The organism is Cupriavidus sp. H19C3 (assembly GCF_049393815.1).
GTDB lineage: Bacteria > Pseudomonadota > Gammaproteobacteria > Burkholderiales > Burkholderiaceae > Cupriavidus.
Genome location: NZ_CP184986.1, coordinates 1053260 through 1066327 on the forward strand (window position 1 = coordinate 1053260; position 13068 = coordinate 1066327).

At 62.4% G+C, this 13068-nt stretch carries 15 protein-coding genes; 9 read left to right on the forward strand and 6 right to left on the reverse strand.

The window, feature by feature from the left end; all coding sequences use genetic code 11:
• Positions 1 to 14 precede the first annotated feature (14 nt).
• Positions 15 to 722: a hydrolase gene (locus DFLDMN_RS24275; RefSeq protein ID WP_423198543.1), complete on the reverse strand. Its 708-nt coding sequence runs from the start codon at positions 720 to 722 to the stop codon at positions 15 to 17.
• A gap of 308 nt (positions 723 to 1030) precedes the next feature.
• Between DFLDMN_RS24275 and DFLDMN_RS24280 the strand changes: the two genes are divergently transcribed.
• The gene (locus DFLDMN_RS24280) at positions 1031 to 1738 is read left to right on the forward strand and encodes a VIT1/CCC1 transporter family protein (RefSeq protein ID WP_423200353.1); all 708 of its coding nucleotides are present in this window, start codon (positions 1031 to 1033) and stop codon (positions 1736 to 1738) included.
• A gap of 119 nt (positions 1739 to 1857) precedes the next feature.
• Here the strand turns inward: DFLDMN_RS24280 and DFLDMN_RS24285 are convergent, their stop codons facing one another.
• Positions 1858 to 2142, reverse strand: coding sequence for a hypothetical protein (locus DFLDMN_RS24285; RefSeq protein WP_423200354.1), 285 nt, complete (start codon positions 2140 to 2142; stop codon positions 1858 to 1860).
• A 585-nt stretch (positions 2143 to 2727) separates the two neighbouring features.
• Between DFLDMN_RS24285 and DFLDMN_RS24290 the strand changes: the two genes are divergently transcribed.
• The 3 genes from DFLDMN_RS24290 to DFLDMN_RS24300 all read left to right on the forward strand — a co-directional run bounded on the left by DFLDMN_RS24290 (position 2728) and on the right by DFLDMN_RS24300 (position 3457).
• Complete coding sequence (locus tag DFLDMN_RS24290; protein ID WP_423200355.1) at positions 2728 to 2907, forward strand: hypothetical protein; 180 nt, start codon at positions 2728 to 2730, stop codon at positions 2905 to 2907.
• The gene (gene infA, locus DFLDMN_RS24295; protein WP_423200356.1) at positions 2900 to 3121 is read left to right on the forward strand and encodes a translation initiation factor IF-1; all 222 of its coding nucleotides are present in this window, start codon (positions 2900 to 2902) and stop codon (positions 3119 to 3121) included. Before DFLDMN_RS24290 ends, infA begins: the two co-directional genes overlap by 8 nt.
• 81 nt (positions 3122 to 3202) lie before the next feature.
• Entirely contained in the window at positions 3203 to 3457 is a 255-nt protein-coding gene (locus DFLDMN_RS24300; protein WP_423200357.1) for a translation initiation factor 1, read from the forward strand.
• Between the two features lie 140 nt (positions 3458 to 3597).
• On the opposite strand, the gene DFLDMN_RS24305 is transcribed toward DFLDMN_RS24300, so the two are convergent.
• Positions 3598 to 3801 (reverse strand): cold-shock protein, encoded by a 204-nt coding sequence (locus DFLDMN_RS24305; protein ID WP_423200358.1) that lies wholly within the window; start codon positions 3799 to 3801, stop codon positions 3598 to 3600.
• A 316-nt stretch (positions 3802 to 4117) separates the two neighbouring features.
• Between DFLDMN_RS24305 and DFLDMN_RS24310 the strand changes: the two genes are divergently transcribed.
• Positions 4118 to 5992 carry a PAS domain-containing hybrid sensor histidine kinase/response regulator gene (locus DFLDMN_RS24310; RefSeq protein WP_423200359.1) on the forward strand — a complete coding sequence of 625 codons (1875 nt, stop codon included), beginning with the start codon at positions 4118 to 4120 and terminating at the stop codon, positions 5990 to 5992.
• Between the two features lie 61 nt (positions 5993 to 6053).
• Positions 6054 to 7163, forward strand: coding sequence for an ATP-binding protein (locus DFLDMN_RS24315; RefSeq protein ID WP_423200360.1), 1110 nt, complete (start codon positions 6054 to 6056; stop codon positions 7161 to 7163).
• An 86-nt stretch (positions 7164 to 7249) separates the two neighbouring features.
• Here the strand turns inward: DFLDMN_RS24315 and DFLDMN_RS24320 are convergent, their stop codons facing one another.
• Complete coding sequence (locus DFLDMN_RS24320) at positions 7250 to 8236, reverse strand: Bug family tripartite tricarboxylate transporter substrate binding protein (protein ID WP_423200361.1); 987 nt, start codon at positions 8234 to 8236, stop codon at positions 7250 to 7252.
• Positions 8237 to 8320: 84 nt separating this feature from the next.
• Positions 8321 to 9346 (reverse strand): Bug family tripartite tricarboxylate transporter substrate binding protein, encoded by a 1026-nt coding sequence (locus tag DFLDMN_RS24325; protein WP_423200362.1) that lies wholly within the window; start codon positions 9344 to 9346, stop codon positions 8321 to 8323.
• 95 nt (positions 9347 to 9441) lie between these two features.
• Here DFLDMN_RS24325 and DFLDMN_RS24330 point away from each other — a divergent pair, with 95 nt between their 5' ends.
• Positions 9442 to 10113, forward strand: coding sequence for a response regulator (locus DFLDMN_RS24330; protein WP_423200363.1), 672 nt, complete (start codon positions 9442 to 9444; stop codon positions 10111 to 10113).
• A gap of 70 nt (positions 10114 to 10183) precedes the next feature.
• Positions 10184 to 11518, forward strand: coding sequence for a sensor histidine kinase N-terminal domain-containing protein (locus DFLDMN_RS24335; RefSeq protein ID WP_423200364.1), 1335 nt, complete (start codon positions 10184 to 10186; stop codon positions 11516 to 11518).
• A 24-nt stretch (positions 11519 to 11542) separates the two neighbouring features.
• Here the strand turns inward: DFLDMN_RS24335 and DFLDMN_RS24340 are convergent, their stop codons facing one another.
• A complete protein-coding gene (locus DFLDMN_RS24340; protein ID WP_423200365.1) occupies positions 11543 to 11896 on the reverse strand; it encodes a YybH family protein in 354 nt (117 codons plus the stop codon).
• Positions 11897 to 12104: 208 nt separating this feature from the next.
• Between DFLDMN_RS24340 and DFLDMN_RS24345 the strand changes: the two genes are divergently transcribed.
• Positions 12105 to 13043 carry an AraC family transcriptional regulator N-terminal domain-containing protein gene (locus tag DFLDMN_RS24345; protein ID WP_423200555.1) on the forward strand — a complete coding sequence of 313 codons (939 nt, stop codon included), beginning with the start codon at positions 12105 to 12107 and terminating at the stop codon, positions 13041 to 13043.
• Positions 13044 to 13068 lie beyond the last annotated feature (25 nt).

A 13068-nucleotide genomic window follows, 5' to 3' on the forward strand; every position in this document is an offset into this window, starting at 1 on the left:
GCTGGAGCGCCCGCTCAGTATTCCGTTACCGGGGCATGAACCGGCGCGATCGACGGGTGGGCGCCCTGGGTGCGCTGGGCGGCCTTGTGCACCATGGTGTAGGCGTAGTCGATGCCCATGCCGTAGGCGCCCGAGTGCTCCTTGGCCAGGCCGGTCACGGCGTCGTACGTGTCCTTGTTCTTCCAGTCGCGTTGCCATTCCAGCAGCACCTGCTGCCAGGTGACGGGCACCACGCCAGCCTGGATCATGCGCTGCATGGCGTAGTCGTGCGCTTCCTTGGTGGTGCCGCCCGAGGCGTCGGCCACCATGTAGATCTCGTAATCGCCTTCGAGCATGGCGCTCAGCGCGAAGGTCGTGTTGCAGACCTCGGTCCACAGGCCGGCCACGACGATCTTCCTGCGGCCGTTGGCCTTGAGCGCGTCGCGCACCTTCTGGTCGTCCCACGAATTCATCGAGGTACGTTCGAGCGTCTCCTTGCCGGGGAACACGTCGAGCAGTTCGGGATAGGTGTAGCCGGAGAACGACTCGCTTTCCACGGTAGTGATGGTGGTGGGCACATCGAAGATCCTGGCCGCCTTGGCCAGGCCCACCACGTTGTTCTTCATGGTCTGGCGGTCCATCGACTGCACGCCGAAGGCCATCTGCGGCTGGTGGTCGATGATGATCAGCTGGCTGTTGCGCGGGGTCAGGACTTGCAGCTTGGCATTGTTGGCGTTCGACATGGGGGCTCTCCAGAAAGATGATTCAATAAGTTTGAGGTCTTATGGGGCGGCGCGGGCTTCGCTTGCCGACTTGCCTGGCGGCTTCCTCTTCCGCCCGGCTGGCTGCTAGCCGCGTATCGCGCTGTCCATGTGCAGAACTATAGCGATCGCCCGGCGAACGGAAGAAGGCTATCGCTGTCATAGTTATTCAAATTTATTGAATTCTCGTGCGCGCCCTCGTGGCGCCCTTGTGTCACCCCCGACGCGACCCTTGATAGACCCGCCGGCGATGACTTACTGTCAGGGCGTCCGATCTCCGCGACCCTCCGATGACAAAATTTCACTTTCGCGCCCATCCCGAGCATCACCGCACCGAACATGTGGGGTGGCTGCGCGCCGCTGTCCTGGGCGCCAATGACGGCATCATTTCGACCGCGAGCCTGGTCGCCGGCGTGGCGGCGGCCCATGCCAGCCACGCCAGCATCATCACCACGGCCGTGGCGGGCTTGGTGGCGGGTGCCATGTCCATGGCCGCCGGCGAATTCGTATCGGTCTATTCGCAGGCCGACACCGAGACGGCCGACCTGGCGCGGGAAAAGGAAGAACTGAACGCCAGCCCCGAGGCAGAGCACAGGGAACTGAGCGCCATTTATGTGAAACGGGGCCTCGATCACGAGCTCGCGGACAAGGTCGCGGCACAGTTGATGGCGCATAACGCGCTGGCCGCGCACGCGCGCGATGAACTGGGTATCTCGGAATCGTTGAGCGCACGCCCCGTGCAGGCGGCAATGGCATCCGCCGGCAGTTTCGCCGTCGGCGCGGCCATGCCGCTGGCCGTGGTTCTGCTGGCACCCGAGCAGAACCTCCTCTACTGGGTGGTGGCGACCGCGATTATTTTCCTGGCCCTGCTCGGCGCGGCGGCGGCTGCCGTGGGCGGAACACCGCTACTTAGAAGCGCGTTGCGCGTAGCGTTCTGGGGGACATTTGCAATGGGCGTGACGGCAGGCGTGGGCGCCGCGTTTGGAGCCCCTGCGTAGTTTGGAACCGCTGCGTAGTTTGGAACCCCTGCGTAATTTGGAGCCACCGCATAATTCGGAGCCGCGGCATAGGCTCGGCGCGGTTCAGTCCGACCGGCGTCACCCAGGCAACCCGCAGGTCAAAGGCCGGCGGTGGATTCTCCGGCTACCAGCCCACCGATGATATCGAGCCCGCGCTGCACGGCGGCGCGCTTGGCGACACCAACGCTTTCCCACTGGGCCTCGGGCAGGCGAAACACCCGGCCGTTTTCCCCCGATGGTTGCTGGCCCTCGCGGCAGATCACCACCGAGGCGCTGTAAGCACGATCCGGTCTACGTTCGTTCCATTGACGGGGCGGATCGTACCTGTAGACGAGCGGATAGATGTCGAAGCCGTTCGCGTGGGATGCGGGAAAATTGTCCATGTTTGCTCTCCTTCCAGAATCCAGTCACTGTACGCCTGTTCCTTGCGCGTTCGCGACTTTATTTTCCGATCGGCGAAATCTGCGGCCCATCCGCCGATGCCTGCCTCGATTGCCGGCTCCGAACGGCGGCGCTGCGCTTCGCCCGCCGCCAACGTGCCAAACGGCCAAACGGTAGTAGTGGTATCATCGAACGCCTTGCCAGGCGTCGACGCCTCTCGACGCCAAGGCGCGGATCGCAATCATCGGCACGATCATCGGCACAGTCATCGGCACAGTCATGGGCACGATCATCGGCAGAAGAGCCTAGGCGACGCCTCTGGTGCCTTAGCATCGCCTCTGGCGTTCACGCGATCCTTTCGGGGTGCCAAGCGCCCTCAACCCTATCCGACCTGCGGCACGTCCGCTCCGTCACCGCCGTGCATGTTCCCGGGCATCGGCGCGCGAAAGCAAGGTCCCTCTCACGCCAGTTTCCGTCTCCGCATGCGCGCGAGATGCGACTCTGTTTTTCGAATAACCACCGGTGGCGCTCTCAGTACGCCCGCACATAGCGCGTGGGGCCGCCCGTGGTGCATCTGAACAGGAACAATGAATCCGGGCATCACGTCGTCCACCGTTTCGGTGGACCCTACCGCGGCCGGCCAATCCAGTTACCGCACCTTTGCGAGCATCGCGGTCAACATGCGGCTGCAGCAGCCGGGCATGGCACTCAATCGAATCATCTTGTCGCGCAGCAACCTGGCGACGAAGGGAAGCAATCTTGGCTAAAGAAGAACTGGTGGAATTTGGCGGCAAGGTCTCGGAAGTTCTGCCCGACAACCGCTTCCGGGTCGTCCTGGAAAACGGCTTCGAAGTCTGGGCCTATTCGTCGGGACGCCTGAAGAAGAACCGTATCCGTGTTCTTGCCGGCGACCGCGTCACGCTCGAGATGTCGCCATACGATCTCACCAAGGGCCGCATCAACTATCGTCACAAGAACTGACCGGTTGCGGCTTTGCCTCGCATGCCGCAGACAGACACCTGCTGCGGCGTGTCACCCAATCCCAATACAGGAGAGCAACCCATGTCAAACAGTGAAGAGTGGGAAGTACTGCATCTGACCCCGGCCGGGTGGATTGCCGGCAGCTACCGGCGCACCCCGTGGCCCAAGGTTGAGACGGCCCCGCCGGAGAGCGATGTCCTCACGGTGCGCCGCCACGTCACCACGACTTACTGCGGCCCGTCGCGCGCTGTCGAAGACCGCACGCCGCAAACGCAGGATATGGCCCTGATCGAATCGCTGCTGGCGCGTTACGGCAATCCGGAATTCAGCATCTAGCCAGGCATTGTGCCCCCGCCCGGCACGCCATCGACCCGGTCCGCGAGACACTGTCCGGTGGCCCGGCCTGGAAATACCGGCGCGCAATGGGCGAAAAAAAACTCCGCGAACGCGGAGTTTTTTGCCTTACGCCGACCGGATCAGATCGCTTCGATCTTCGTGGCGGCCGGGCCCTTCTGGCCAACGCCAGCCGTGAAGCGCACCTTCTGGCCTTCTTGCAGCGACTTGAAGCCACTGCCCTGAATTTCAGAAAAGTGCGCGAACAGGTCGTTTCCACCTGCGTCAGGCGTGATGAAGCCAAAACCCTTGGAGTCGTTGAACCACTTTACAGTACCGGTTTCCATGTACGGATGCCTTTTAGAGGATTCTCGCTGGCCGAAAATGCTGGCGAGGCATGACTATCAAGGAAGAAACATGGAGAGTAAGTGGCCCCGGGGAAGGCGAGCACCAAGTGCTTCGAAGTTACTGCTTGAATATCCTGCGGGAACCCTTTTACAGGCGTTAGCTGTCTTTGTCAAAGAGAATCTAGCAGGTCGAGCATGTGGTCATGGCGACAAGGGTTCCCCGGCTCGATGCGTAGGACGACAACGGACAGCCGGAGCGGCGACGATGGGCCACTATTAGTGGCCCCTCCGCCCGCCCTCCATAGCCATCCCCCACATGCCACAAGCGGCTCCACCCAGGCAAGATGTCTTTCGCAATCTCGTCGAGAACCTGTCCGACTACGCGATTCTTTTGCTGGATCGGAACGGCGTCGTGACGAGCTGGAACCGTGGTGGCCAACATATCATCGGTCACGAGCCCGCCGAGATCATCGGCTCGCATGTCTCGCGCCTTTTTACCGAAGAGGCCGTCAGTCAGCAATGGCCACAGAAAGCGTTAGAACTGGCGACCCGTCACGGACGGATGGAAGACGAGGGCTGGCGCGTCCGGCGGGATGGGTCCCGATTCTGGGCCAGTGTCGTCATCACGAGCCTGCAAGCCGGCGACGAGATCATCGGGTTCGCAAAGATCATCCGCGATACGACGGATGCCATGCGTCAGGTCGAGAAGCTTCACCAGAGCGAGCAGACGTTCCGCCTTCTTGTGCAAAACGTGAAGGACTACGCCATCATCATGCTCGACACGGAGGGGCACGTCGGCAGCTGGAACGAAGGTGCGGCAACCATCAACGGGTACCGCAGCGATGAAATCGTCGGAAGGCACTTCAGCGCCTTCTATCCGCCCGAGGATATTGCCAATGGCAAGCCGGCCCGACTGCTGCGGATAGCACGCACCGAGGGACGCGTCCAGGAAGAAGGATGGCGGGTGCGCAAGGACCAGTCGCTTTTCTGGGCGGAAGTGACTCTCACAGCCGTATATGACCAGCATCGCGATCTGCGCGGCTTTGCCAAGGTGACGCGCGATTTGACGGAGCGAAAACGACTGGAGGATATTGAATCGTCCGCTAGACGCATGAACGAATTTCTCGCCGTGCTGGCCCATGAACTTCGCAATCCGCTCGCTCCCATATCGAGTGCCATGTCGATCCTGGCGCGGGCGCCCGACGATGCCCAGTTGGTGCGGGCGCATGTTGGCATCGTCACCAGGCAACTACGCCACCTGACCCATCTGGTCGATGACTTGCTGGACGTAGGACGGATCTCCGCCGGTAGATTCGTCCTGCGGCGCGCCGTGATCCCGATTCGCGACGTCATTGCGGCTGGCATTGAAGCCAGTCGGCCACTGCTCGAGGAAAAACGTCAGCGAGTCGTGCTCGGCGAGGATCAGCCGGATTTCTTCGTTTATGGCGACCTTACCCGCCTGGCACAGGTCATGACGAACCTGTTGCTCAATGCCTCGAAGTTCTCGCCGGATGACGCTCCCATTACGATCACCGTCGAACTGGCCGGCAAAATGGGGCGGATTCGTGTGGCCGATCATGGCTGCGGCATACCTGCCGATCTGCTGACCCGCATCTTCGACCTGTTCGTACAGGCTGAGCGCCCGGGGCAGACGACGGCCGGCGGCCTGGGCATCGGGCTGTCCTTGTGTCGGTCTATCGTTGAACTGCACGGTGGCTCGGTGGTGGCGTCGAGTGCCGGGGTCGGCTCAGGCAGTACATTTACGGTCCGATTACCCGCCGTGAACGAAATCCCGACCGGCAAGGCCGCCCCGGCCGTCTCCACGGGAGAGAGCCGCCGGATTCTAGTGGTGGATGACAACCGGGATGCGGCCGATTCGCTGGGCCTGCTGCTGCAGATGTCAGGGCACGCCGTCGAGATTGCATACGGCGGTGTCATGGCGCTGCAGAAGGTGAGTACTTTTGCTCCCGACGTCGCATTCATTGACCTGGCGATGCCGGATATGGACGGCATTGAGCTTTTGCAGGAGTTGCGAAATTATTCGCATCTCGGCAAGACGCGCATTTATGCACTCACAGGCTTTAGCGAAAACACGACTCAGGCGCGTCAGGTCGGTTTCGATGGGCATTTAATCAAACCGGTCGACATCGACGCGCTGTTGCAGGAAATCGTTGAGCCGAGACACGGCTGAGGATCGGCGCACGGGCCTCAAACCAGGATCTACAATGCGAACAACGCACAGGGGAAGCGGAATGAGACTTGCGCAGTTCATCTCGCGAGAGAAGGAACGTATCCTGAGAGAGTGGGAGGCTTACGCCGTCACATTGTCCCCCGCGGCCAATCACCTCGATGCCGCAGGCCTGCGCGACCACGCCGAACAGATCCTGCAAGCCGTCACCAAGGATCTGTCCACTCCCCAGAGCCGCCATGAGCAAAAGGAAAAGTCCCTCGGGCGGGCACCCAGGTCGCCGGGTGCCCCGGAGACGGCCGCACAGACTCACGCCCTGTTGCGAGCGCGGCATGGTTTCGACATTAACCAGCTGGTCGGCGAATATCGGGCGCTTCGTGCCAGTGTGCTTCGCCTGTGGCTGGATGAATGTCATCCGAGCGCGCCGGACTACGACGACATGATTCGATTCAACGAAGCGATCGACCAGGCCGTGGCAGAGTCCGTGGAATTCTTCGACGCACAGGTAGAGCAGGCGCGAAACCTGCTCCTCGGCATGCTCGGCCACGATATGCGGAGCCCGCTGCAGACGATCCAGGCGACCGCAGCCTACCTGGCCGCGCTGAACGCGGGAGATCGCGTCTCGGACGCCGCGGCAAGATTGATTCGCAGCGGGGCGCGAATGAATGCCCTCCTTGAGGACCTGTGCGATTTCAACCGGACGAAACTCGGGCTAGGGCTCAACATCACGGCCACTGACGTCGATCTGGTGCGGGTGTTCGGAGACGCCGTGGATCAACTCCGGGCGGCCAACCCGGGCCGCACGATCAACTTCGAGGTGCGCGGCGACGTTCGGGGTCGTTGGGATGGCATGCGCCTGCAGCAACTGCTCTCGAATCTGGTGAACAATGCACTGGCATACGGGGCTCAAGATTTGCCAGTTCACGTCTTGCTCTCGTCCGAGCAGGCAGAGGTAAGCCTCGCGGTGCAGAATCAGGGGCCGGCAATTGACCAGGCGACGCTGGACCACATTTTCGATCCACTAAAGAGAGGATCGGATCCGTCTCGCCAGAATCCCGCTGGACTCGGGCTGGGTCTCTTCATAGCGAGCGAAATCGCTACGGCGCACCGAGGGCTGATCTCCGCGCGCTCGGATGACGAAGGGACCGTCTTTGAAGTCCGGCTGCCGCGCTAGCGGATCTCCCGGCAGCACGCCACCGGCGGCCCCATGGCCATGGGGCCCACGTTGGCTTCCTCTCTTGCGATCTGCCTCGCCCGGCATCAATCCGGCTTGATGCCAGCCCTGGCGATAATCGGCTTCCAGCGTTGCTGCTCGGCCAGGATGAACCTGGCGAAGTCATTTTGATTGCTTCCCACAATGATGGCCGCGTCGCCGCGCAGACGCTCCGTCGACTTGGGGGACTGCATTGCCCTGGCACTCGCGGCGGCAAGCTTGTCAATCGCCGCGGGCGCCATGGTCGAAGGGGCCAGCACCCCATACCATTGCGTCATCTCGAATCCGGGGTAGCCCTGCTCCGCCACGGTGCCAACGTCCGGCAGTTGCGGGATGCGCTGCGACGAACCCGTTGCGATGCACCGCAATTTTCCTGATTTGATAAACGGAAGAATGGCCGGCGCCCCCACCGCCGCCGCATCCAGACGTCCGGAAAGCAGATCGGTGATCTGCGGCCCGCTGCCTCGATACGGAACATGAAGGATGAACGTGCCCGTGGCAATCTTCAGATACTCGAATGCCAGGTGGCCAGCACTGCCGTTGCCGGCCGATCCGTAGTTCAGCTTGCCCGGCTTGCTCTTTGCCAGTGCCACAAACTCCTTCAGGTTTCTGGCGGGAACGTCGGGATTGACGACGTACAGACTCGGCACCTTTGTCGACAACGAGACTGGCTTGAAATCCTTGTTCACGTCGTACGGCAGCTTCTCGAAGATATAGGGGTTCACGGCCAGCGTCCCGATGTGGCCGAGGATGATGGTGTGCTGGTCGTCGGCGCGAGCCACCTCCCCCATCGCCACATTGCCGGCCCCGCCTGGCTTGTTTTCCACGAACACGGAGACGCCAAGACTATTGGTCAGTTCCGCCGCCAGCGTACGGGCGACAATCTCCGAGCTGCCGCCCGGCGCAAATGGCACGACGAAGCGGATCGTTTTGGCAGGCCAGGATTGGGCGCGCGCGGCCGGAACCACGGCTGCCGCCCCCAAAGCTCCCACCGCCTGCAGCACTCGACGGCGCGTGGCGTCAATGTTGGTCATGAAGTCTCCTGAACCGAGTAGATTTTTAATGGATGGTACGAAGACTGGCAGCGATGCATGCCGGCCTCCGCGCCTCAAGCGGATTTACCTGACGAGGTCAAACTGCCGGGCCAGCTCCTTGTACCGGCGCACTTCCTGTTGCACATGCGAGTCGAGTTCCGCCCCGACCTTGCTGTCCGGCGTCAAACCGTAAGCTTCGATGGCGCGCGCATAACCGGGCGATGCGGCCATCTGCCGGAACGATGCTTCCCAACGCATCAGGTCGGATTGCGACACCTTTGGCCCCATGTAGAAGCCGCGCAATGTCGGCCAGTCGATGTCGAAGCCCTGTTCGCGCGCGGTGGGGATCGTGGCCAGTTTCCCCGGTAGCCGCTCCGCCGAAAGGACGGCCAGGATGCGAATCTTCTTGCTGGCGACCAGCCCGGCCGCTTCGGCGATATCGCCCGGCACCGCCTGGACATGTCCCGAAAGCAGCGCGGCAAAGGCCTCGCCGCCGCCCTCGAAGGCGACATATCGCATCGCCGTGTGGGACACCCCGACCTTGCGGGCAAACAATGCCGCTTTCATCCAGTCCTGGCTGCCGATCGAGCCGCCCGCGCCAAACAGGACCTTGCCCGGCTCCTTCTTCATCGCTACCGCCAGGTCGTTCAGGCTCTGGTACGGCGAATCGGTCCTGACCGCAATCATCCCGTGGTCAATGCCCACGGACGCCAGCCATTTCACGCTGTCCGCGCCAAACAGGCTGAATTTCCCCGTCGCGATATTCAGCAGCGATCCGCTCGAAAAGGCGACGATCGTGTTCGCTTCGGCAGGCCGTTGCGCCACGATGGCATTGAACGCCACGGCGCCGATGCCGCCGGGCATATAGACGATCTTCAGCGCCTTTCCCGAGGGCGCGGTGTCTTGCCAGAGCTTCCGGGCGATGCGGCAGGTGATGTCATAACCGCCCTCGGGCTTGGCCGGGGCGATGCATGTTGCCGCCCCTTCGTCCGCCTGGGCGACTCCCTGCCACAGCGCGCAGCACGCCAACAAGAAGGCGCCACAAAGGAACCGACGCACGTTCTGCCTCCTGGTTTTTTCTCCTTCGCTCGCCACCGGGAGCTCGGGCATGTCTATCATCTGACATTGCCACAATCTTACGGCGTCACCCTGTCGCGAAGCTGTCGCAGGAAGCGCCGCGCGTTCAACGTAAACCCCTATTTCTCGTGCGACTTCTTCTCGTCGAAGACCACCCCGAGCTTGCTGCGCTCGTCATCCAATCGCTGGGGCAAAGCGGCTTCATGCTTGATCATGCGCCCGATGGCGAGACGGCGCTCCTGATGATGGCGACCAGCTCGTACGACCTGATCCTGCTCGACCTGTCACTGGGCAGGATCGACGGGCTTCAAGTCCTGAAGTCGGCGCGCAGCCGGAACCTGACCACCCCCATCCTGATCCTGACCGCCAGAAGCGAAATCTCCGACCGGATTCTCGGCCTCGACCTCGGCGCGGACGACTATATCGCCAAGCCATTCGACCTTGGCGAACTGGAGGCGAGGATCAAGGCCCAGCTCCGACGACGCCAGGGCGGGCAGCCCACGACCTCGTTCGGCGAACTGACGTTCGACTCGGTGGAACGTCAGTTCTACTGCAACGGTTCCCCACTGGTACTTGCACGCCGGGAACTCGCGGTTCTCGAGGCGCTATTTCTCCGTGCGGGCCGTGTTGCCACCCGTGATGTCCTGTTTCAACGGGTCTTCTCCATGGATGACGAAGTCAGCCCCGAGGCGATCGAACTGTACGTATCCAGAGTCAGGAAGAAGCTCAAGGGGTCGAGCCTCGTCATCACCGCCGTGCGAGGTGTGGGCTATCTCCTCGAACAACGCACCGGGTCCTAGCATGCGCTCCAGAAGTCTGCGGAGAGCACTTCTCTGGCGGCTCGCCCTCGCGCTTTCCGCGATAGGTGTAGTGTCCGCCGTAGCCGCCTATCGAACCGCGTTGGCGGAAGCCAACTCCGCGCACGACAGGACCCTTCTCGCATCCGCGCGCGCGATTGCGGAGCGCATCGACATCGCAAACGGTCGCATGATCGTCGACGTTCCGTACGTTGCGCTTGACACGTTCCAGATCGACACGCGTGGCAGGATCTTTTACAGGGTGCTCGACCAGCACGGCCGTTTCGTGTCCGGCGAAAGCGATTTTCCGGCCATGCCATCGAATGTGCCACGCAGTCAGGACTATCCCGCACTCGTACATTTCTACGACGAGCGCTATCGAGGCATACCGCTTCGCGTGGCAGGTCTCTGGCAGCCGGTGACGGCGGGCGGCGAGAGTGGCGTCGCAATGGTTCAGGTCGGAGAAACGCTCGAAATGCGCGACGACATGGCACGCCGCCTGCTGGTCGCAACCCTCTGGCAGCAGGCGGCGACCATCGGCGTATCCCTTGTCCTCCTGATCTTGACGGTCTCTGCCACGCTCCGTCCTCTCAAGCGCGTGCAAGACCGCATCGACGGGCGTAGCGCGGGTAGCCTGGCGCCCATACCCGACGACAACCTGCCGGTTGAAATTCAGCCGTTGCTCCAGACCCTCAATCAGTATCTGGCACGGCTCCGCCTTCTCATCGACGGACAGAAGCGATTTATTGACGAAGCATCGCATCAGCTGCGTACGTCGCTGTCCCTGGTTCGTGGACAGGTTGACCACCGTATCAGGAGCGGCGGAGGCGAGCTCGTCGAAGTCCGTTCCGCCATCGACAAAACCATACGCCTCACCAATCAGTTGCTGGCCCTGGCTCGCACGGGCGATTCCGACTCGCACGCCGCGCAGCAACGTGACGTGCGTCTTATCGAACTGCACTCGCTGTGCAGGGATCTATGCGCAGAATGGTATCTGGCCGCACGGGACAAAGGCCAGGATCTGGGTTTCGGAGAGAGCGACGCAACCGCATGGATATGGGGTGACGAAGGCATGCTGCGCGAGATGTTGTCGAACGTGCTCGACAATGCCGTACGCTACACGCCTGTCGGCGGCACGGTTACCGTGAATGTCGAGACTGGTGGGGAGTCGCATCTGATCACTGTCGAAGACACCGGCCCCGGCATCGAGCCCGCATGTCGCGAATACGTGTTCGAGCGCTTCGCACGACTATCCGACGCGAGTATCCCCGGCAGCGGCCTGGGTCTGGCGATCGTCCGTCAAATCTGCGAGGCCCACGGCGGCGCCATCAGCCTGATGACCGGCTCGCGCTCGGGATTGCTCGTATGCATCCGCTTGCCGGCGCGCAAGCAGCCGGCGAATGACTAGCCGGCCAACGGCACTGCCGCCGCGTCATTCGAGCGTCGCATCGATACGCGTGATCAGCCCGCCGCTATCGACCGATATTTCAAGCAACCCGGTTTCGTGACCGAAAGTGCCCGTAAAGCTGACGCGCACACGCGCAATATCACTTGTCAGTCGTCTGAGCGACAGCAGGCGCGTCACGGTTTGATAACCGATGAAATACTCCTCGATATACTTGCGCACGCCGGCATGACCGTCGAAACGATGGCCGGTGGAGGGATCGTCGATCACGGCATCCGGTGTAAACAATCGCAGCGTGCGTTCCACGTCGAACGCGTTGACAGCGGCGATCAGCGCTTCGGCCGTCTGACGCAATTGGCCAGGTTTCTGCTGAGGGTTCATCGCGTCACCGTCCACGCCCTTCCACGCCCCACACGTTCGATGCCGGCCCCTGCTCCAGTCTCCCGGCTAGCGCCGGCAATGTAAACGATACGCATGCAAATCTTCCTGAATTCGATGCCGAGAGATTATCGACCCCAGGCGTCGCCGTCCTGCCCGTTTATCGCGGAGACCTGCCTATTTCTCTTCTTCCCGCCAGCGCGGTGTGTCCATGCACGCCCCTAGCGCCACGCCGGACGGCCAAAGTCCTCTCGACGAGCTCCGGACGCTGGCCGCTCACGCGGAGAACCGACGCACGGAGACCGGGATACCTCGCGTGGCGATGGTTCAAGGGGCCATCCCCGAGCACGAACTTGCCGCCGTGTACGACCCCATGATCAACATGATCCTGCGCGGAAGCAAGACCATGACGGTGGGCGACCGGACCCTGCGCTACGACCCTGCGACCTACTTCGTCATGTCGATCGACTTGCCCGCCATGGGCCGGGTCTATCCTGAATCGGATGGCACGCCTTATCTGGCCATCAGCCTGACCCTTGAGCCGGCCGTGATCGCGCAATTGCTGCACGATCTGCCGGACTTCGGCCGGCCCGCTGCCGGCGGCAACTCGGGCGAGGACGCAGGGTTTTCGGTAGCGTCGGTGACGCCAGCGTTGATGGATGCGTGGGTGCGAATGCTGCGGCTGATAAAGCGGCCAGGCGACATCGCCGGCCTGGCGCCTGCGTACGAACGCGAGATCCTGTTCCTGGTCCTCCAGGGACCGCACGGTCGGATGCTGCGAGACATCGCCATGCCCGAAACGGCGCTGGCACGGATCCATGGCGCCGTGCAACGGATCCGGCGGCATTTTGCCGAGCCGCTACGCGTGGAGAGGCTTGCCGACGAGGCGGCGATGAGCGTGTCGGCATTTCATCGACACTTCAAGGCCGTCACGGCGCTCAGCCCATTGCAGTACCAGAAGCAGCTTCGCCTGTTGCGGGCCCGCACGCTACTGCTCGGCGGAGGCAGCACGGTATCGTCAGTCGCGTCGGAGGTCGGCTATGAAAGTCCCACGCAGTTCAGCCGCGAGTATTCGCGGGCGTTCGGACTGTCGCCCGCCAGGGATGCATCGCGCAACCTGCTCAGGCGGGGCTGTCGCGAGACACCATGAAGCCGTGATGACAGGCATCACGGCC

Excerpts from the sequence above, each read along its gene's own strand:
- DFLDMN_RS24275 (WP_423198543.1), bottom strand. The coding sequence starts at position 722 with ATGTCGAACGCCAACAATGCCAAGCTGCAAGTCCTGACCCCGCGCAAC.
- DFLDMN_RS24280 (WP_423200353.1), top strand. The coding sequence starts at position 1,031 with ATGACAAAATTTCACTTTCGCGCCCATCCCGAGCATCACCGCACCGAA.
- DFLDMN_RS24285 (WP_423200354.1), bottom strand. The coding sequence starts at position 2,142 with ATGGACAATTTTCCCGCATCCCACGCGAACGGCTTCGACATCTATCCG.
- DFLDMN_RS24290 (WP_423200355.1), top strand. The coding sequence starts at position 2,728 with ATGAATCCGGGCATCACGTCGTCCACCGTTTCGGTGGACCCTACCGCG.
- DFLDMN_RS24300 (WP_423200357.1), top strand. The coding sequence starts at position 3,203 with ATGTCAAACAGTGAAGAGTGGGAAGTACTGCATCTGACCCCGGCCGGG.
- DFLDMN_RS24305 (WP_423200358.1), bottom strand. The coding sequence starts at position 3,801 with ATGGAAACCGGTACTGTAAAGTGGTTCAACGACTCCAAGGGTTTTGGC.
- DFLDMN_RS24310 (WP_423200359.1), top strand. The coding sequence starts at position 4,118 with ATGCCACAAGCGGCTCCACCCAGGCAAGATGTCTTTCGCAATCTCGTC.
- DFLDMN_RS24315 (WP_423200360.1), top strand. The coding sequence starts at position 6,054 with ATGAGACTTGCGCAGTTCATCTCGCGAGAGAAGGAACGTATCCTGAGA.
- DFLDMN_RS24320 (WP_423200361.1), bottom strand. The coding sequence starts at position 8,236 with ATGACCAACATTGACGCCACGCGCCGTCGAGTGCTGCAGGCGGTGGGA.
- DFLDMN_RS24325 (WP_423200362.1), bottom strand. The coding sequence starts at position 9,346 with ATGCCCGAGCTCCCGGTGGCGAGCGAAGGAGAAAAAACCAGGAGGCAG.
- DFLDMN_RS24340 (WP_423200365.1), bottom strand. The coding sequence starts at position 11,896 with ATGAACCCTCAGCAGAAACCTGGCCAATTGCGTCAGACGGCCGAAGCG.
- DFLDMN_RS24345 (WP_423200555.1), top strand. The coding sequence starts at position 12,105 with ATGCACGCCCCTAGCGCCACGCCGGACGGCCAAAGTCCTCTCGACGAG.